The sequence below is a fragment of the Hymenobacter sp. BT18 genome (genome assembly GCF_012273015.1).
GTDB classification, from domain to species: Bacteria; Bacteroidota; Bacteroidia; order Cytophagales; family Hymenobacteraceae; genus Hymenobacter; species Hymenobacter lutimineralis.
Genome location: NZ_CP050954.1, coordinates 3,398,045 through 3,416,658 on the forward strand (window position 1 = coordinate 3,398,045; position 18,614 = coordinate 3,416,658).

Sequence of the window (18,614 nt, forward strand, 5' to 3'; positions counted from 1 at the left end):
GATTCGCGTGTAGTCATTTTCTCAGGCCCGGCCATTTTGGCCGGGCTTTCTTGCGTAGCTTCCGCCTGCTATGGGTAAACTCATCAAATATTTCCTCAACGGGCTGCTGCTGGTAGCGCCCATCGTGCTGACGGTGTACATCCTGGTGGCCCTGTTTTTCTGGGTTGATGGGCTGATGAACATCGACAGTGAAAAATACCCCGGCCTGGGGCTGCTCACCATGTTTGTGCTTGTCACGGTGGTGGGGTTTGTTGCCCGCTCCCTGGCCGTGCGCCCCTTGCTGGTGCTGGCCGAGCGGATTTTGCACCGCACGCCCCTGGTCAGCATTATTTATTCCAGCCTCAAGGACCTGTTCGACGCCTTCGTGGGCGACAACCAGAAGTTTAACCGCCCGGTGCTGGTGTGCGTGAACCAGGAAACCAAGGCCTACCGCCTCGGCTTTGCCACCTGCGACGACATTGCCGGCCTGCACCGCCCTGAGCTGATGGCCGTATACTATCCGCACTCCTACAACTTCTCGGGCGAGCTGCAGCTGGTGCCCAAGGAAAGCGTAACCTACCTGGAGCTGCCCAGCAGTGAAGTCATGAAGTTCATCGTGTCCGGCGGCGTATCGAAGCTGTAAATGGCTGATGAGGTGACAGGTAAGGGGCGTTAGGGGCTGGCGGCAGGCCTAGCCAGCTTGCTGACGCGTCTGCCCGCCGAAGAATAGAAGCTAGTCTTTTGACTGTCGGCCGTTCCAGCGGCCATCCACCGCCCGCGCCCCATCAGCCGTACACGGCTTTTACGTGTCACCTCACCTCCATTCAACCCCATGAAAACCCTGCTCAACTACCGGCGCTACGGAACCGGGCCGCGGGTGGTGCTGGCGTTTCACGGCTACGGGCAGCAGGAAAGCTACTGGCGGAGCTGGCTGGATGTACTGGGACCGGATGTTTCAGTGCTGAGCTTCGACCTGTTCTACCACGGCCGCAGCCGCCTGGCCCGCCCCGATGCTCCGCTCAACAAAAACCGCCTGGGCGAGCTGCTGAATGATGTACTGGTGCAGGAAAACGTGGGCAACTTCGGGCTGCTGGCCTTTAGCATGGGCGCTAAGTTTGCCCTCACCCTGCTGGAACAATACCCCGCAAGGGTAGAAAAGCTCTGGCTGATTGCCCCCGACGGCCTGCAACGGCAGTTCTGGTACTCGCTGGCTACGTATCCGCCCTGGATGCGCGGGGTGCTGGGCCGGGCCGTGCTGCGCCCCCAGCGCCTGCTGGGCTGGCTTGATACCCTGGAGGAGCGCCGCCTGGTACACAGTGGCCTCGTGCGCTTTGCCCGCTGGCAGCTCGACAGCCGCGAAAAGCGTCTGCGCGCGTACCGCAGCTGGCTGGGCTTTCGGTCGCTCACGTTTCAGCTCTCAAAGCTCAGCCGGCTCCTCAATCAGCACCACATACCCGTCACATTCTTCCTGGGCCGCCACGACCAAGTGATTCCGCACGCTGGGCTGGCGCGGTTTATTGCCAGCATCAAAGGAGCCCAAACGGTGCTGTTGGACACTGGCCACGGTGGGCTGCTCTACGATGTGGCCGCCTACCTGCGCCGGCACCCCGAGGTGCGCTGGTAGCTCAGGCCTGCAGCGCTTGTTCGTAGAAGCGGCGGGCTTCCTCATCAAAAACCACGAAAACCACGGTGCCGGGAAACGCATGCTCCGCCAGAAACGCCCGCGCCTCTCGCACCGCTATAGCCGCCGCCTCAGCCTTGGGATACCCATAGATGCCTGTGCTGATACCCGGAAACGCTACGCTTGCTACTTGCTGCTGCTCGGCCAGGGCCAGACTATGGCGGTAGCAGCAAGCCAGCAGCTCCGGCTCCTGCTTGTGGCCACCCTGCCAAACCGGCCCTACGGTGTGAATAACGTAGCGTGCCGGCAGGCGGCCGCCGGTAGTCAGCACGGCCGCGCCGGGTTGGCAGCCGCCCTGCCGCGCCCGAATCTGCCGGCACGCTTCCAAAATGGCCGGGCCACCCGCCCGGTGAATGGCGCCATCAACGCCTCCGCCTCCGAGTAGGCTGGTGTTGGCGGCATTCACAATGGCCTCGGTGTCGAGCTTGGTGATGTCGCCCTGGTAGAGGCGGATGCGGCCGAAGGCGGGGGCGTCGCGCCAGGAAGCAAGTGGAGTAGGAGAGGGCATAAAATTGGCAGAAAGACAGCTTCAGTATAAGGCGGATTTTCGTTCGGTAGGTGGTTTCGACGCCTCAACCCGGAGAATCGACGCTTCGGCAAAGTAAAAGGGAAAAGCGTGGCCGCGTCGGGTAGGTTTGAAGCATCAATCACCTCAAAACGACGCCTGCCCCATGGAAACGACCACTACTCCCCGCGACCCCCAACTCTGGCGAATGGCCAAAGCCCGCGCCAAATTCAAGTCCCATCTGTTCACGTACGTGGCGGTGAACTCCCTGCTGTGGGTTATCTGGTTCGTGACGGGCCGCGACGCCGACCCGCTGCCCTGGCCTGTGTGGTCGACACTTTTTTGGGGCATTGGCGTGTTTTTTCAGGGGTTGGGTACCTACGGAAATCTGGGCCGCGGGCAGCTCTCCGAACGTGAGTACGAGCGGTTGCTGCGCCAGCGCGAGGGGCAACAATAAGTACTGCTAATGCCAGCTCAGGGTAACTGACGCAACCTTAGCGGCGGCGGGCTGGTTTCAGGCAGTATGAAACTGCGCCACCTTCTTCCGCTTGCCGTGCTGGCCCCGCTGGCTTTGGCTTTTACGACGGCCCCCGCGCCCACGGCCGCCGATACCAACCTCACCAAAATCAAGCTCCCCAAGGGCTTCGTCATCAGTTACTTTGCCCAGGGCGTGAAAAGTGCCCGTGAACTGGCCGTAGGCCCTGATGGCACTGTGTACGTAGGCACCAAGGACGACAAAGTGTACGCCCTGCCCGACCGCAACAAAGATGGCCGCGCCGATGAAGTGGTGACGGTGGCCACCGGCCTGAACTCGCCCAACGGCGTAGCCGTGCGCAACGGGGCCCTGTACGTGGGCGAAATTCACCGCATTGTGCGCTACGACAACATTGCCGCGCGTCTCCGGCAGAAGCCCAAGCCCGTGGTGGTGTACGACAAGCTGCCCAACAAAGAGTGGCACGGCTTCAAGTACATCAGCTTCGGGCCCGATGGCAAGCTCTACGTGCCGGTGGGCGCGCCCTGCAATGTGTGCGAGCCGGAAGAGCCCATCTACGCCACCATCAACCGCCTCAACGCCGATGGCACCGGCCTCGAAACGGTAGCCTACGGGGTGCGCAACACCGTGGGCTTCGACTGGAGCCCCCAGGACAAGGCCCTATGGTTTACCGATAACGGCCGCGACCAGCTGGGCGACAACCTGCCCGCCGACGAGTTGAACCGCGCCACCAGCCCCGGTCAGCACTTTGGCTTCCCGTACTTCTTTGCTGGCGACGTGCGCGACCCGCAGTTTGGCACCGGCAAAAACCAGGGCACCTACGTGGCCCCAGCCCAGAAGCTGGGGCCGCACGTGGCGGCGCTGGGCATGAAGTTCTACACCGGCAAGCAGTTCCCGGCTCAGTACCGCAACCAGATATTCATTCCCGAGCATGGCTCCTGGAACCGCAGTAAGAAGCTCGGCTACCGCATCAGCCTCGTGCGCCTCGATGCCACCGGGAAAAAGGCGCTAGGCTACGAAACCTTTGCCGAAGGCTGGCTGCAGGGCCAGCAAAGCTGGGGCCGCCCCGTGTGCCTGTTGGTGCTGGCCGATGGCTCCTTGCTCGTCTCCGACGACCAGAACGACGCCGTGTACCGCATCAGCTACAAAGGATAGTTAATGGGCGAATGTGGTTGAATGTGCTGCGCTTCGCTAAGGTGCTAATGAGGAACTGTCATGGCGAGCGGCGCGAGCCATCTGTCCTGCACAAAACCAGACACGACCTTTTACCAAAAAGCCCTTTCTCGTACGCAGCGGGAAAGGGCTTTTACATTTCAGGTCTGACACGTTGCCCAGGACGGATAACGTCGTGCCTCTTCGCCATGACCGCCCCTCATTAGCACCTTAGCAAAGCGCAGCACATTCAACCACATTCGCCCATTAGCCTCTATCTTGCCCCGCATGAGAAAGCAGCGAGTACCCAAGCGCGTAGTAGGGCGGCGCGAGTTGGTGGACTTCCCGGAGTTCCAAATCTGGGGCGTAGAGGCAAAGGTGGATACCGGCGCTTATACCGGGGCCATTCACTGCTCCAACATGCACGTGGAAACCCGCCCCGATGGGCGGCAGGTGCTACACGTGCAGCTGCTCGACCCCTCACATCCCAACTTCGACGGCACGCCCATGCAGTTTGCCTCGTTCTCGCTCCGGGATATTCGCTCCTCCAACGGCGAGGTGCAGGAACGCTACGTTATCCGGGCGGTGTTACGGCTGTTCGACGAGGATTTTGAAACAGAATTCTCGCTTTCCGACCGTTCCGACATGCGCTACCCCGTGCTTATTGGCCGCACGCTGCTGCGCCAGGGCCGTTTTCTGGTGGACGTGATGCGGCGTAACGTTTCGCACCGCATGGCCCAGCGTCCGGCCCATCAGCGCTAATCCAGGCGTCGTTTCGCATCTTTGCAGTCCGCTTCGGCTCCTTCTACCCCCTCTAAGCACTCCTCCAATGAAACTGGCGATTTTGTCGCGCGAGCCGAAGCTTTACTCCACTACCCGCCTGGTAGAGGCCGCCGCCCAGCGCGGCTACGAGGCGGTAGTGGTTGATCATCTGCAGTGTAACCTGGTACTCGAAAAGGGTGCCCCCAGCATTATTTACCAGGGCCAGCCCCTCACCGGCTTCGACGCTATTATTCCCCGAATTGGGGCCTCCGTTACGTTCTACGGCACGGCCGTGGTGCGCCAGTTTGAGATGATGAAGGTGCGCACGGCCATCGAAAGCCAGGCCATTGTGCGCAGCCGCGACAAGCTTCGCTCCATGCAGATCCTGAGCCGGGCCGGCGTGGGCATGCCCAAAACGGCCTTCACCAACTCCTCCGAGGAAGTGCCCGAGATGATTCGGCAGGTGGGCGGGGCCCCCGTCATCATCAAATTGCTGGAAGGCACCCAGGGCCTGGGCGTGGTGCTGGCCGAAACGGAAAAAGCCGCCCAGTCGGTTATTGAGGCGTTTCACAACCTCAAGGCCCGCATCATTGTGCAGGAGTTTATTGCCGAAAGCAAGGGCGCCGACCTGCGGGCCTTCGTGGTGAACGGGGAAGTGGTGGGCGCCATGAAGCGCCAGGGCAAGGAAGGCGAGTTTCGCTCCAACCTGCACCGGGGCGGCACCGGCAAGCTGGTGAAGCTCACCCGGGCCGAAAAGGCCGCCGCCCTGCTGGCCACCAAAGCCCTGGGCCTAGGCATCGCCGGCGTGGATATGCTGCAAAGTGCCCGCGGCCCGCTGGTGCTGGAAGTCAATTCCTCGCCTGGCCTCGAAGGCATCGAAAAAGCCACCGGCCTCGATATTGCCGGCAAAATCATCGAATACACCGCCGAAATAGCCCGCAAGCGCAAGCCCAAAGCCACCAAATCCGGCAAGTCCGCCCCCAAGGCCATGCCCGATACCCAGGCAGACTAAAGCGGGTTGCCACTGGGTAAAATACCGGCAATAGGAGAGCCGTATCCCCCGGGTATTTCATTAGTTTCGAGGCCGGTAATGCTACCGGCCTCATTATTTATGTTTATGCAGCACTTATCCGCTACCCGTGTTCGGTTTATCCGCACCTCTTTCCGTTTACTGACTGTTTTGGCGGTACTTCTGGGCGGTGGCCGGCACGCTGCCCAGGCTCAGGAGCTGGCCGCTGGAACCAATCATTCACTCTTCATTCATCCCAACGGAACCTTGTGGGCCTGGGGAGATGATACTTATGGGCAGTTGGGTATCGGTAGTGCTTCTGTGCAGAGCGAGCCGACGCAGGTAGGAGCCTCCTTATGGCGCACGGTAGGTGCGGGCGAATATTATACCATGGCCATCCGGGCCGATGGTACCCTCTGGGCCTGGGGAGCTAATACCGGTCAGCTTGGCGATGGTACCCGGACTATGCGCAAAACGCCGGTGCAGATAGGTACGGCCACTAACTGGCAAAGTGTCAGCGCCAATTCCTGGCACACCGTAGCTATCCGAACCGATGGTACGCTTTGGGGCTGGGGATATAATTACGGGGGAGTGCTGGGAGACGGCACTACTGTTGACCGTAATGCCCCGGTACAGGTAGGAACGGCTACCAACTGGAAAAGCGTGAGTACCGGCTTTCTATACACGGTAGCCCTCCGTACCGATGGTACCCTCTGGGCCTGGGGTAAGAACCAACTCGGGCAGTTGGGCGATGGTACCACCACCGACCGGACCGCGCCCGTGCAGATAGGCACGGCTACCACCTGGCAAAGCATCAGCTGCAAGGACAACCACACGGTAGCCATCCGGACGGATGGTACGCTCTGGGCCTGGGGCCTCAACGGGGCCGGCCAGCTCGGGGATGGGACCACCACCGACCGCAGGGCCCCGGTACAGATTGGCAAGGCTACCAACTGGCAAAGCGCCAGCGCTGGCCGCGGCTACACCTTGGCTATCCGGCAGGATGGTACGCTGTGGGGGTGGGGAGGCAATGACGTCGGCCAGCTTGGGGATGGGACTACTACCAACCACCTTACCCCAGTGCAGGTTGGCACGGCCAAGACGTGGAGCTACGTTTCCTCCAGCACGCAGACCCTTGCCTGGCGCACGGATGGTACCCTCTGGGCCTGGGGCAACAACACGGACAGCCAGGTAGGCTTTCCGGCTCTGCCCAGAAATACCCGGGTATTGCCTATGCAGATAGGTAACGCGGCCACCTGGCAAAGCATTAGCGCGGGCAATGAATACACGATGGGTGTCCAGGCCGGCGGCTCTTTATGGACCTGGGGCTCTAATAGCTTTGGTAAGCTCGGTAATGGTACTCCCAACGAAGGCCAGTCTACTCCCACGCAAATAGCAGTCGGCCCGACCTGGAAAAGTGTAGCTGCTGGTATTAATCAATCCGCCGCCATCCGGCCCGATGGCACCCTGTGGACCTGGGGATTCAATTTTTACGGTGAGCTGGGTGATGGTACCACGACCAGCCGAAGTACCCCTACGCAAGTGGGCACCGCTACCAACTGGAAAGCTGTAGCGGTTGGCGAGATGCACACCGATGCAATCCGTACAGATGGGTCGCTGTGGACGTGGGGTCGTGTTCCGGAGGGTGGCTCAGCTACTATTCAAACGACGCCCCAACAAGTAAGTGCTGCTACCAGGTGGCAAAGTGTTGCGGCGGGCACGGGCTACACCGTGGCTATCCGTACCGATGGTACGCTCTGGGCTTGGGGAGGTAACACCGGCGGGGTATTGGGCGATGGTACCACTACCAACCGGGCTACGCCCGTGCAGATAGGCACCGCTACTAACTGGCAAAGCGTAAGTGCTGGCATAGCGCACACGCTGGCGGTGCGCACTGATGGGTCGCTGTGGGCCTGGGGAAACAATAGTCGGGGGCAGCTAGGGGATAGAACCACTACAAACCGGGCCATGCCTGAGCGAATTGGCACAGATGCTACTTGGTACAGTGTAAGTGCCTATAACCATCATTCGACGGCTATCAGCACCGATGGCACTTTGTGGACTTGGGGAGATAACCGCGCGGGCCAGCTCGGCGACTTGTTGCCGAACCATACTACCCCCGTACAACTGGGCACGGCTACAACGTGGCAAGAAGTGAAGACAGGATCTACACATACCCTGGCTATCCGCACTGACGGCACCCTCTGGGGCTGGGGAAACAACGCCGGCGGTCAACTTGGTAATGGCCAGCAGGCATACAGCCCCGTGCCCCTGCTCATCTTTGGCTCCTTGCCCACCGTTACCACACCCACCGCCTACACCGCCGCCCTGCACTTGGCTCCCAACCCCGCCCACGACTATGTGAGCCTGCCCGAGCTACCCACAAACGCTAGCCTGCGCCTGCTCGATACCCAGGGGCGGCAGGTGCGTACCGGCCGGGGGCCGCGCCTCTCGGTGCGGGGTCTGGCCCCCGGCCTCTATTTGCTGCAGGCCACCGCGCCCGCACAGCCCGCCCGCACGGCCCGCTTGGTGGTAGAGTAGATCTGCCCCCAAAGCATTGCTTACTCATTTTGCCATTGGGACCCCGCAGAGGCGTTCTATTGCTAAGGTAACTGCGGTCAGACCTCAGCAAGAAGGGTGTTGCTTTGAGCCGTTTCCCACGATGATATAAGCAAAGTTCCTAAGCCCTGCGGGCTGGGCGTATAGTGCTGGATTGACGGCCGTAGCGTACATTCCGTATTCTGATTCGGCCAGCGTACTGCGCCTTATCCCTGCCTTATTTCCTGCTGCATGCTCTCATCCGCCACCTTTGCTCCGCCCGCCGACTTCCACCTCAACGGCCTTACCATCAAACCAGGGGAGCGGGTGACTACGCGGCTGGTGATTTCCAAGCTGCCTTCCGGCACCGTTATCGATGTGCCGGTGAACGTGTACCGCTCTACGGTACCGGGGCCTACGGTGCTGCTGATGGCCGGCATGCACGGGGACGAGGTGAACGGCATTGAAACCATCCGGCGCCTGATTCGGCGGGAACTGCTGCAGCCCTTGCGAGGCTCCATCATTGCCATTCCCCTGCTCAATATTTATGGCTTCCTGAACTTCTCCCGCGAAGTGCCCGACGGCAAAGACGTCAACCGCTCGTTTCCGGGCAACCCGCGTGGGTCCCTGGCCAGCCGCGTGGCCCACCGCTTCATGCGCGAAATCATGCCCTTGGTCGACTACGGCATCGACTTTCATACGGGCGGGGCGGCCCGCTCCAACAGCTCCCAGGTGCGCTGCCTGCTGGGCGAGGACCCCGAGACGGATGCGCTGGCGGCGGCCTTTGCGGCCCCGTTTACCTTGCACTCCGGGCTGCGGCCGGGCTCTTTGCGCGAGGCGGCCATGCGGGAAGGCCGGCGCATTATCGTGTACGAAACGGGGGAGTCGCTGCGGTTTGACGAGGCCGGCATTGAGCTGGCCCTGGCCGGGACGTTTCGGGTGCTGCACTACCTGGGCATGGCCCCACCGGCGGCGGCGCCGGCCCGGCCCAGCATCATCTGCCCGCGTCATACCTGGCTGCGGGCCAAGTTTGCGGGCCTGTTTCGCAGTGAGGTGCCGCTGGGCGCTTACCTGGAGAAAGGCCAGGTATTCGGCACCATTACCGACCCCTACGGCGAAATGTCGGTGAAGCTGGAGTCTATTGTCAGTGGCTACGTGGTGGGCCTCAACCATATGCCCGTCGTTAACCAGGGCGACGCTTTGCTGCACGTGGGGCGCACCGATGCAGCCCCGAGCCGGGTGGATCTGAGCCCGCCTTTTGAGGAAAAGCCGGCGCGCAATACCGAGCCTGAGCCGGAGGATGATGAGCCCGATGCCACGGCCACTCCGGCAGTAGCGTAACAGCGGCGAGAAAGATATCCGGGCAGCGAAATGCGGGAGCTTACCGCATTTTCCGTTTCTTTGGGTAGCCGTTATTGGGCTGATTTCTCGTTTTCTTCTTTTTTCACGAATGAATAACCCCCTTCGCCTCGTCATCGATGCGGTACTGGTCATTGCGGTGGCCGTATTGTTTTACCTGCACTTCGCCAGCAAGCCCGCCGCCGCGCCGGCCCCGGCCCGCAAAGTGGCCGTGAGCACCGACTCTACCAGCCAGGCTACCACCGCCCTGGAAGCCGTAGCCGATACGGATAAAGTCGCCTACGTGGAGTCGGAAAAACTGCTGGAAGGCTACCTGGCCATGAAGGAGGCCAAGAAGAGCTTCGAGGCTAAAGTAAAGCGCTGGAGCGCCCAGAACGACGCCATTGGCCGCCAGTTTCAGAGCGCCGTGCAGAAGTACCAGCAAACGGCTGGCGCCCTCACCCAGGAGCAGCGCGCCGCTACCGAGCAGCAGCTGGAGATGCAGCGCGTGAAAGGCGGGCAGGAGCAGCAGAAGCTGCAGCAGCAGGCCGCCGAGGAAGAAGCCCGCATGACCAAGCAGGTGCTGGACCGGGTAGATAAACAGGTGGAAGCCTACGGAAAAGCCAACGGCTACCGCCTGATCCTGATTTCGGCGCCCGGCGGGGCTATTGCCTACGGCCGCAAAGACATCAACATCACCAAGGAAGTACTGGCCGACCTGAACGCCGCCTACCAGAAAAAATAGGCAGCCAGCTGGCTGCGCCGGGCCCTTCGTTGCGCTGAGCAGCAAAAAGCCCCCGATGACCGTGCGGTGTCGGGGGCTTTTTGCTGCCGCGCAACGAGCTGATACTTACGGAATATTGCGCCTGGCTTTTTTCTGTAAAGGCGGTAATACGCTTCGAAAGCCCATAAAAGTGCTGAGCCGGTTGCAACCCGCCAGCCCGGCGGGGGCTCTTGCCAAAGGCAAGTTGCTCCCCGTTTGCTACGCTCTGCTACCTCTACTCTACGCTATGAAACAACCATTACGCGGCTGGCTGCTGGGCCTGCTGCTCGTGCCGGGCTTTGTCCAGGCTCAGCAAAAGCAAACCATTAGTGGCTACGTGCGCGACGCCGCTACCGGAGAAAACCTGATTGGGGTGGCGGTGGTGCACCCGTCCTCGGGCCAGGGCACGGCCACCAATACCTACGGGTTTTACTCGCTCACGCTGCCCGCCTCCGCCGACTCGGTGCGCCTGGTGGTGAGCTACCTGGGCTACCAGAAGGGGCGGTGGGCGGCGCCGGCCAAGGCCAGCCAGACCCACGATTTCCGGCTGCAGCCCTTGTCGGCGGAGCTGGCCGGGGTAGAAGTGGTGGGCAGCCGGGAAGAGAAAATTGCGCAGAGCACGCGCATGGGTACCATCAACGTGCCCATCACCCAAATCAAAACCCTGCCCGCCCTGCTCGGCGAAACCGATGTGCTGAAGGTGCTGCAACTGCTGCCCGGCGTGCAAAGCGGGGGCGAAGGCACCAGCGGCCTGTACGTGCGCGGCGGCTCCCCCGACCAGAACCTGATCTTGCTGGACGGTACGCCGGTGTACAATGCAGCTCACTTGTTCGGCTTCTTTTCCGTGTTCAATGCCGATGCCCTCAACAATGTGGAGTTGATCAAGGGGGGCTTTCCGGCCCGCTACGGGGGGCGCCTGTCGTCGGTGCTGGATATTTCCATGAAGGAAGGCAACATGGAGAAATTCCACGGGGAGGGGGCCGTGGGCCTTATTGCCTCCAAAATCACGCTGGAAGGCCCCATCAAGAAAGATACGGCTTCCTTTATCTTCTCGGCCCGCCGCACCTACATCGATATTCTGGCCCAGCCGCTGATTAAGGCGGGGCTGTCGAGTGAGAACAGCAGCGGCTCCCTGGGTTACTTCTTTCACGACCTGAACGGCAAGCTCAACTGGAAAATCAGCTCCCGCGACCGGGTGTACCTGAGCGCCTACACGGGCTACGACAAGTTTTACTCCCGCATCCGCGACAAGTACCAGGACGAAGACTACAACAGCAACAAGGCGGGGCTGGGCTGGGGCAACCTTACCTCGGCCCTGCGCTGGAACCGGGTGCTCAACAACCAGCTGTTTCTCAATACCCACCTCACCTACAGCAAGTACCAGTTCAACATTGGGGTGGAGGAGGAAAGCCGCAACCAGGGCGTCACCGACAAGTTCAGCCTCCGCTACTTTACCAACATCCGGGACATCAGCCTGAAGTCGGACCTGGACTACCTGCCTTCGCCGGATCATTACATCCGGGCCGGCGGGCAGTACATCCTGCACTCCTTCAAGCCGGGCGCTATCCAGGCCAAGGGCTCGGTGGAGGCGGAGGCCTTCAACTCGGTAGCCCAGCTGGGGGCGCACGAAGCCTCCCTCTACGCCGAGGACGACTACCGCGTGAGTGAGCGGCTGAAAGTAAACGGGGGCGTGCGCCTCAACGGCTTTCTGGTGGATGGTAAATTGTACCCCTCGCTGGAGCCCCGGCTGGCTGCCCGGTTTCTGCTCACCCCCGAGTGGGCATTTAAAGCTTCCTACGCCCGCACCACCCAGTACATTCACCTGCTGGCCAACAGCGGCATTGGGCTGCCCACCGATTTGTGGGTGCCCTCCACGGCCCGCGTAAAGCCCCAGCGCGCCCAGCAGCTGAGCGTGGGCGCCGCCCGCACCCTGCGCCACCACGACCAGGACTACGAGCTGAGCCTGGAGGCCTACTACAAGCCCATGCACAACCTGATTGAGTACCGGGAAGGCGCCAGCTTCCTGGGTACTACCGACAGCAATTGGGAAAACCAGGTGACCAGCGGCCGGGGCTGGGCCTACGGCGGGGAAATCTTCCTGCAAAAGAAGAGCGGCCGCACTACCGGCTGGATTGGCTACACGCTGGCCTGGAGCGAGCGGAAGTTTTCGGCCCTGAACCAGGGCCGGCTGTTCCCCTTTAAGTACGACCGGCGCCACGATGCCTCCCTGGTGGTTATTCACAAACTCAAGGAAAACCTGTTGCTCTCCGGCACGTGGGTGTACGGCACCGGCAACGGGGTAACCCTTTCGGAAGGGCGCTACCGCCTGGGCGTGTACGACCAGTACGACGACTTCGGCCCGCGCAACTCCTACCGCATGCGCGCCTACCACCGCATGGACCTGGACCTGAGCCATACCAAGAAGAAACGCTGGGGCGAAGTGGTAAACAGCTTCTCCCTCTACAATGCCTATAGCCGCAAAAACCCCTATTTCCTGTACCTGCGGGAGGGCCGCACGGATCAGAATGGCAACGAAGTCGAGAAGTCTTCCTACCGGCAGATTTCGCTGTTTCCCATCATTCCGTCCTTCAGCAAAAGCTTCCGCTTCTAACACCGCTGCTATGAAAACTATAGCTCAATGGCTGCCGCTGGCAGCACTGCTGGGGCTGGCCAGCTGCGAAACCACCGTAGATATCCCGGCCCCCGAGCATACGCCCCGCCTGGCCCTCAGCTACGTGCTCAGCAACCAGCAACCCGACTCCCTGTACTGGCAGACGTACCCCCACCGCCTTCTGACGGTAAGCGTCAGCCAGTCGAACTTCAACACCAAGCCGGTGCGGCAGCCGGTGAATGCGGTGGTGGAGCTGCTGGACGCAAATGGCCAGGTGGTGGAGCAATTCCGGGGGCGGTACCGCTACTACAACCCCACTACCCAGGACAGCCTCGACGCTTACTACGTGCCCCGCAACGGCTTTGCGGGGCAGCCGGGCCAGCGCTATACGCTGCGGGCGACCCTGCCGGGCCTGGAAACGGCGGAAAGTACTATGGCCCTACCCGCTCCGGCCACCATCAGTGAGGCTTCCTTTGTTCGCCGCACCACCGACCAGGGAGAATACGCCTTTGCGGGCCGCCTCACGGTGAACGTGCCCGACAACGGCGCCACCGCCGACTACTACCTGGCCACGGCCCGGGTGCTGGATGCCAATGGCCGCTTCTGGGGGCCGCTGGGACCTGATTACCGGGATGAGGACGAAAACGACAGTGGGGTGGACGTTGAGCGGTTCCGGCTATCGGCCAGCTACAACTCCCGGCCCGAAGTATACGCCGACCTGAACGTGAACGGCCGCACCATCGTGCTGGGGCAGAACGTGCAGGGCTACTTTACGGGCGGCTACAACCCGACAAACCCGGGTATTCCTGCGCCGGCCTTCGTGGAAGTAACCATCAGCACCATCACCCGGGAAACCTACAACTTCTACCAATCGGTGCAGCGCTACGAGGAAAGCTACGGCAACCCGTTTGCGGAGCCGGCTCCGCTGGCCTCGAATGTGCAAAAGGGTTACGGCCTCTTTGGGGGAGCTACCGATGTTTCCTACCGCATTCCGATTCAGTAAGGGCTGTTAAACCTGGCCGCTCTTTCAGCCTCTAAGCCAGTGTTGTTTCGTCTCACCAGCCTGGCTTATGCGTATTCCTTCGTTTCTTCCGGCCGCCGTTTTGCTCTTTGGGTTGAGTGCCGCCGTTTCCTCGTGCGTAGCTACTGCTCCGGTAGTAGCCGGACCACCCCCGCCGCGCCGGGTAGTGGTAGTACAGCCGGCTCCCGTAGTGGTGCGGGCCCGGCCGCTGCCTCCTCCGCGCCGCTACTACCGCCCGGCCCCCCGGCGGCCGTCCCGGATTATTGTGGTGCCGTAGCCCGAACAAGCAAAAGGCCCCATCAGCTTAGCTGATGGGGCCTTTTTACGTACGCAGCAGAATGTTAACGGTGCAGCAGGGGCTTGGTCACGAGGCCCTCGGGAGTGTGGGCGCGTACCAGGTACGTACCGGCGGGCAGGCCACTAAGCTCCAGCGTAACACGGGTAACGCCGGGCTGCGTGCGCACGGTGGTGGTCCGCAGCACCTGGCCCACACTGTTCAGGATTTCCGTTCGCACCAGGCCCGCTTGCCGCAGGGCCGGCAGCTCCAGGGTGGCAGCGTTGGTAGCCGGGTTGGGATAAAGGGTGCCCTGGTTTTCGCGTACCGAGGCGCGGCTGGCCGTTATCACAAACGCCTGGAAGTTGCTGTGGTTGGTGCGGGAGCTGTTCTGGTAGGTGTTGGTGTTCAGGTCCAGGTCCTGCTCTACCGAGCGCAGAATCCGGTTGTTAGCCCCAAAGTAGTGCACAATGCGGGTTTCGGAGTCTACATCCCAGGCCGTGCCCTGCCAAATTTCCATGCGGTGGCCTACATCGTTGCCCAGGTTATCGTACAGGAAGGATTCGCGGGTGTCGTTTACCCAGGCGTTGTTTTCGCGCACCTGCAGGGTTTCGGTCGAAGATCCGTTGGCGGTGTAAGTATAAACGTAGCGGACAACATCCTGCCAGGCGTTGTTTTTCCACTCCTGCTCCTCATAGGAAGAAGGGGTAAGGGTAGCCCAATCGGCCCAGGCAAAGTTTCTTTCCCGGGTGGTGTTTACCCACTTGCTGCCGTCCCAATCCTGGTACATTACCTCACTATAACGGTTGTTGCTGATGGTGTACACTTCCCGGCTGGCTTTGGCGTAGGTGCCGTCGGGCTGCAGGTCTTCTTCCATTACTTCCTGCCGGAGGCCGGCGGCGTTGCGCGTGATAGTGTAGCGGATGCCAATGACGGGCACCCAAGCGTTGGCCACCCAGCTTTCAAGAAAGAAAGTCTTCAGGTCCCCTTGCGCGTCAAACTCATACCGCAGTTGGGAGGCATTACTCCAGGCGGTACCCGTCCAAGCTTCCATTTTCAGGACGGCCGGCCGACCCTGGTTGTCATAGGAGTAGGTTTGGCGCATCTCAAGTACCTTGGTAACCGAGTCAGCGTACACTATCTGTTCGGGGCGGGCCTTGGCATCGTAGGTGAAGGTCGTTTGCTTGGCGTCCGACCATTTCTTGGTTTCTTCATCCCACTGGTACATCACCGATTGGCCGGGGCGATATACGGTGGTTTGCGCCTGAACTGCCTGTCGGGTGTGCCAGGGGGTGCGGCTGGGCAGCTGCACGGTGCTGTGCAAGGAGGCAGGCAGGGCGCGCAGCAGGTAGGCCTGGGCCAGCTGCTGGGCAAAAGCCAGGCTGGAGCTGAGCATGCTGACAGCTACCAGTAAAAGGAGTCGAATGTGTTTCATAGCGTGAACTGGGCAGATAGAATGGCTGAACAAAGGTGCCGTCGCAAGCTTGGCTTTTGAGGAGCACCGGGAACAACACAAAGGTCTGCCTGGGGCACAGGGGCCACAATCGCATAATAATGTGGTGAGCCCGCCAAAAAGGTGCTTGCAGCCTGCGGCTGCATAGGGGCTTTATCACATATTATGGCTTTACGTGGGGTACGGAGGCCGGCAAATAAAAAGCCGGCTACCAACTGTGCGTTGGTAGCCGGCCCTGGCGGCGAGGTAGGCTCCCCGCTAGAAAATCACGCGCAGGCTGAGGGCCGCGTCATTATACACGCCCACGTTACCATCAAATACTTCGAAGAACGGCTTGTAGTCGACGCCCAGCACGAAGGGCAGATCGGGCATCTTATACTCCAGGCCCAGGATCAGATCGGCGCCCAGTGCCACGTAGCGGGTATCATCTTCGTAGTACTGCGTGTAGTAGTAGGTGCGCCCCTTTTTCTGATAGTACCGCACTTCGCGGTAGTAGTAGCTGCCCCGGTAGGCGCCTGCGTGGGCCCCGGCCCCATAGTAGTAGGCCAGGCCTTTGATGTCCTTGATGGAATTTTGCTTTTCCAGCAAGACCGTGAGCCGGGCGCCCCGGGCCTTGTACTCGGTTGTTAGCAGGCCCTCCACGGCCACGCCGTTTTTGCCGCTGAGGAAATGCTTGACGGTGAGCCCGGAGGAGTAGCCGCCGGCGCGCAGCCCGATGCCGGTACCGTAACTGGTGCTGGCACTGCTCGTACTTTTTTTCTGGGCCCAGGCGCTGGTGCCGGCCATCAGCACCACCAACAAGGTAACCAACCAACTCTTTTTCATGCGTACTGCGAAAAGGAAACAAACAAGTGAACCGTAAAGGTAGCACCAGAAGCTTCAACCCCGGAGCAGCGGCCTACCCGTCGGAGCGGATGCCGGCCGCAATTTCATCGGATAAGTACACGCGGGTACCGCCCCCATCCTGGCCGGCCGCCCCCAGCATAGCCCGGGCCACGGCCTCCGCCGACACCGCCCGGTACTTGCGTAGGGGCCCCAGCAGCAGGGATTTTACCAACTGCAACATCACCGCGCCCACTTGCTCGCCCAGTCGTTTTTCCGCCCGGTTACCCAGCAGCAGAGAAGGCCGGAAGATGTGGATGGCCCGGAACGGGGTCTGCCGCACGGCGTCTTCCATTTCGCCCTTCACCCGGTTGTAGTAGAAGCGCGAATCCGCGTCGGCCCCCATGGCCGAAACGACCATCAGCTGGGCCGCGAAGTTGCCCGCCGTGAGAGCCGCCAGCTTCACCACGTAGAGGTAGTCGACGGCGTAAAAGGCTTCTTTGGAGCCCGCCTGCCGGATAGTCGTGCCCAGGCAGCAGTACACGTCGTCGGCAATGAGCTTGAGGCGCTGCTCTTCCAGGTGGTCGAAGTCTACCACGCGCTGCTCCAGCTTGGGATGCACCTGCGGCAGGGCCCGGCGTCCCACCGCAATTACTTTGGAATACCGGTCGCTGGCCAGCAACAGCGGCAGCAGGTGCTGGCCTACCAGGCCGCTGGCGCCGGCAATAAGGGCAGTTTTGTTCATGGAAGCTGGGATATTCACTGGCATGTTCACGGGGCGAACCGGTTCCGACTGTAGACGGCAACAGTCGGCTATGGGTTGTCTGGCAGTGGATAGACCGGGCAGTCTGTACTCAGATAGGAGTTAGCTGGGTCAGCTTTCGAAAACAGCACCACATAGGTGTGGTCCAGATAGGCCGTCTCGTATGACTCCTGGCGACTTTGGTTGGCAAACGCCGCAAGTGCCGGAAGCTGCATATAGCCGTAGTATAAGTGCCCCTGAAACGTAAAATAGTACCGCGCGCCGTAAGTTGTCATCGAGCGAAAACGGTACACGCTAAGAATACGGCCCGTGGCTACGGCCCCATTGCGCAAAACGTCCTGGGTGGCAGCGTGTTTTTTCAGCGCGTGGTAACCTATATACAGCCATACGCTCACCAGCAGTATTATGCCGGTAATAGAGCCGTTGGCGGAAGAAGAGAGGCGTGAATAATGACGCCAGCTCAGCCAGGCTATAACCAATAGTAGCAAGCCCTCCCCAATTACGGCAAAAGCCCATTCGGCTTCTGTGTACAGCTGCTGGGCCATGGTGTCGCAGGAGCCCAGCAGCTGCGGCAATTCCCAGGTACCATCCATTATTTATCTACTAGCCGCGTGTGGTCGTCGGCGAGCTGCACCAAGCCGCGCTTATAGAGCGTGCCCAGGGCCTTCTTGAAGAGCTTTTTGCTGATGCCCAGGCGGCGGTAGATGTCATCGGGCTCACTTTTATCGGAAAGCGGCAGGGTGCCGCCGGCTTTCTGGATGGCCGCCAGCAGCTGCTCCGCCACGTCCAGAGCTTCGTCGAACCCCACTTTCTGCAGGCTCAGGTCCAGCTTGCCATCGGGACGCACGCGGCGCACGTAGCCAGTGTGCACGTCGCCCAGACGCAGGGGCTTAAACACTTCGTTGTGGTAGAGCAGGCCTTGGTGGGTGCCATCCACAATGACTTTGTAGCCCAGGTCGGTTTCTTCAGCCACAAACAAATCGGCCGCGTCGCCTTCCTTGCCGGGGTAGGGCTGGTCGCTCAGAAACCACTCCCACTTGGCCGAGGCCACAATCCGGTCGGTGGTTTCGTCGAGGTACACGAACACGGTGGCCCGCTCCCCCGGGCGCAGGTTGCGCCGCTGGTTGCGGTAGGGCAGCAGCAGATCTTTCTCCAGGCCCCAGTCGAGGTAAGCCCCGGTGGGGGTCACGTCGCGCACGCTCAGGGCCGCAAACTGGCCCACGCGGGCGTAAGGCTCCAGGTTAGTGGCAATCAGGCGGTCCTCGGAGTCGCGGTATACGAACACGCGCACCACGTCGCCCACGCGCGTGCCAGCCGGAATGTATTTGCGGGGCAGGAGCAGGTCACCGTCGTCGGACGTCAGGTACATTCCGAAGTCTACTTCGCGGGCTACTTCCAGGTCGTTGAAATCACCGAGTTGCATGGGGCTGAGTGGGGCTGGGTACCGGCC

General features: G+C 61.1%; 18 protein-coding genes. 12 read left to right on the forward strand and 6 right to left on the reverse strand.

Annotation, left to right across the window (positions count from 1 at the left end):
• Window positions 1–70: 70 nt before the first annotated feature.
• Together HER32_RS14605 and HER32_RS14610 are read left to right on the forward strand one after the other, a co-directional pair.
• Window positions 71–622 carry a DUF502 domain-containing protein gene (locus HER32_RS14605; RefSeq protein ID WP_149072129.1) on the forward strand — a complete coding sequence of 184 codons (552 nt, stop codon included), beginning with the start codon at window positions 71–73 and terminating at the stop codon, window positions 620–622.
• Window positions 623–811: 189 nt separating this feature from the next.
• A complete protein-coding gene (locus tag HER32_RS14610) occupies window positions 812–1,603 on the forward strand; it encodes an alpha/beta fold hydrolase (protein ID WP_168682394.1) in 792 nt (263 codons plus the stop codon).
• A gap of 1 nt (window position 1,604) precedes the next feature.
• On the opposite strand, the gene HER32_RS14615 is transcribed toward HER32_RS14610, so the two are convergent.
• Window positions 1,605–2,168, reverse strand: coding sequence for an O-acetyl-ADP-ribose deacetylase (locus tag HER32_RS14615; RefSeq protein ID WP_168682395.1), 564 nt, complete (start codon window positions 2,166–2,168; stop codon window positions 1,605–1,607).
• 163 nt (window positions 2,169–2,331) lie between these two features.
• Between HER32_RS14615 and HER32_RS14620 the strand changes: the two genes are divergently transcribed.
• From HER32_RS14620 to HER32_RS14665, 10 genes are all read left to right on the forward strand, one after another.
• Complete coding sequence (locus tag HER32_RS14620; protein WP_149072126.1) at window positions 2,332–2,622, forward strand: 2TM domain-containing protein; 291 nt, start codon at window positions 2,332–2,334, stop codon at window positions 2,620–2,622.
• Between the two features lie 66 nt (window positions 2,623–2,688).
• The gene (locus tag HER32_RS14625) at window positions 2,689–3,813 is read left to right on the forward strand and encodes a PQQ-dependent sugar dehydrogenase (RefSeq protein WP_168682396.1); all 1,125 of its coding nucleotides are present in this window, start codon (window positions 2,689–2,691) and stop codon (window positions 3,811–3,813) included.
• A 285-nt stretch (window positions 3,814–4,098) separates the two neighbouring features.
• A complete protein-coding gene (locus HER32_RS14630) occupies window positions 4,099–4,572 on the forward strand; it encodes an ATP-dependent zinc protease (RefSeq protein WP_149072124.1) in 474 nt (157 codons plus the stop codon).
• A 67-nt stretch (window positions 4,573–4,639) separates the two neighbouring features.
• Complete coding sequence (gene rimK, locus HER32_RS14635; RefSeq protein WP_149072123.1) at window positions 4,640–5,584, forward strand: 30S ribosomal protein S6--L-glutamate ligase; 945 nt, start codon at window positions 4,640–4,642, stop codon at window positions 5,582–5,584.
• A gap of 168 nt (window positions 5,585–5,752) precedes the next feature.
• A complete protein-coding gene (locus tag HER32_RS14640) occupies window positions 5,753–8,122 on the forward strand; it encodes a hypothetical protein (RefSeq protein WP_232066265.1) in 2,370 nt (789 codons plus the stop codon).
• A gap of 249 nt (window positions 8,123–8,371) precedes the next feature.
• Window positions 8,372–9,460 carry a succinylglutamate desuccinylase/aspartoacylase family protein gene (locus HER32_RS14645; RefSeq protein ID WP_168682398.1) on the forward strand — a complete coding sequence of 363 codons (1,089 nt, stop codon included), beginning with the start codon at window positions 8,372–8,374 and terminating at the stop codon, window positions 9,458–9,460.
• 109 nt (window positions 9,461–9,569) lie between these two features.
• A complete protein-coding gene (locus HER32_RS14650) occupies window positions 9,570–10,202 on the forward strand; it encodes an OmpH family outer membrane protein (protein ID WP_168682399.1) in 633 nt (210 codons plus the stop codon).
• Between the two features lie 265 nt (window positions 10,203–10,467).
• Complete coding sequence (locus HER32_RS14655; protein WP_168682400.1) at window positions 10,468–12,831, forward strand: TonB-dependent receptor; 2,364 nt, start codon at window positions 10,468–10,470, stop codon at window positions 12,829–12,831.
• A 10-nt stretch (window positions 12,832–12,841) separates the two neighbouring features.
• Window positions 12,842–13,834: a DUF4249 domain-containing protein gene (locus tag HER32_RS14660; RefSeq protein WP_168682401.1), complete on the forward strand. Its 993-nt coding sequence runs from the start codon at window positions 12,842–12,844 to the stop codon at window positions 13,832–13,834.
• 67 nt (window positions 13,835–13,901) lie between these two features.
• Complete coding sequence (locus HER32_RS14665) at window positions 13,902–14,129, forward strand: hypothetical protein (RefSeq protein WP_168682402.1); 228 nt, start codon at window positions 13,902–13,904, stop codon at window positions 14,127–14,129.
• 64 nt (window positions 14,130–14,193) lie between these two features.
• On the opposite strand, the gene HER32_RS14670 is transcribed toward HER32_RS14665, so the two are convergent.
• The 5 genes from HER32_RS14670 to HER32_RS14690 form a co-directional block, all read right to left on the reverse strand.
• Window positions 14,194–15,561 carry a T9SS type A sorting domain-containing protein gene (locus HER32_RS14670; protein WP_168682403.1) on the reverse strand — a complete coding sequence of 456 codons (1,368 nt, stop codon included), beginning with the start codon at window positions 15,559–15,561 and terminating at the stop codon, window positions 14,194–14,196.
• A gap of 276 nt (window positions 15,562–15,837) precedes the next feature.
• Window positions 15,838–16,404, reverse strand: coding sequence for a hypothetical protein (locus HER32_RS14675; RefSeq protein ID WP_168682404.1), 567 nt, complete (start codon window positions 16,402–16,404; stop codon window positions 15,838–15,840).
• Between the two features lie 73 nt (window positions 16,405–16,477).
• Window positions 16,478–17,146, reverse strand: a complete 669-nt coding sequence (locus HER32_RS14680; RefSeq protein WP_168682405.1) for an NAD-dependent epimerase/dehydratase family protein — start codon at window positions 17,144–17,146, stop codon at window positions 16,478–16,480.
• 68 nt (window positions 17,147–17,214) lie between these two features.
• A complete protein-coding gene (locus HER32_RS14685; protein WP_168682406.1) occupies window positions 17,215–17,757 on the reverse strand; it encodes a hypothetical protein in 543 nt (180 codons plus the stop codon).
• Complete coding sequence (locus HER32_RS14690; protein WP_149072544.1) at window positions 17,757–18,587, reverse strand: S1 RNA-binding domain-containing protein; 831 nt, start codon at window positions 18,585–18,587, stop codon at window positions 17,757–17,759. The genes HER32_RS14685 and HER32_RS14690 overlap by 1 nt, the downstream gene beginning before the upstream one ends.
• Between the last annotated feature and the right edge of the window lie 27 nt (window positions 18,588–18,614).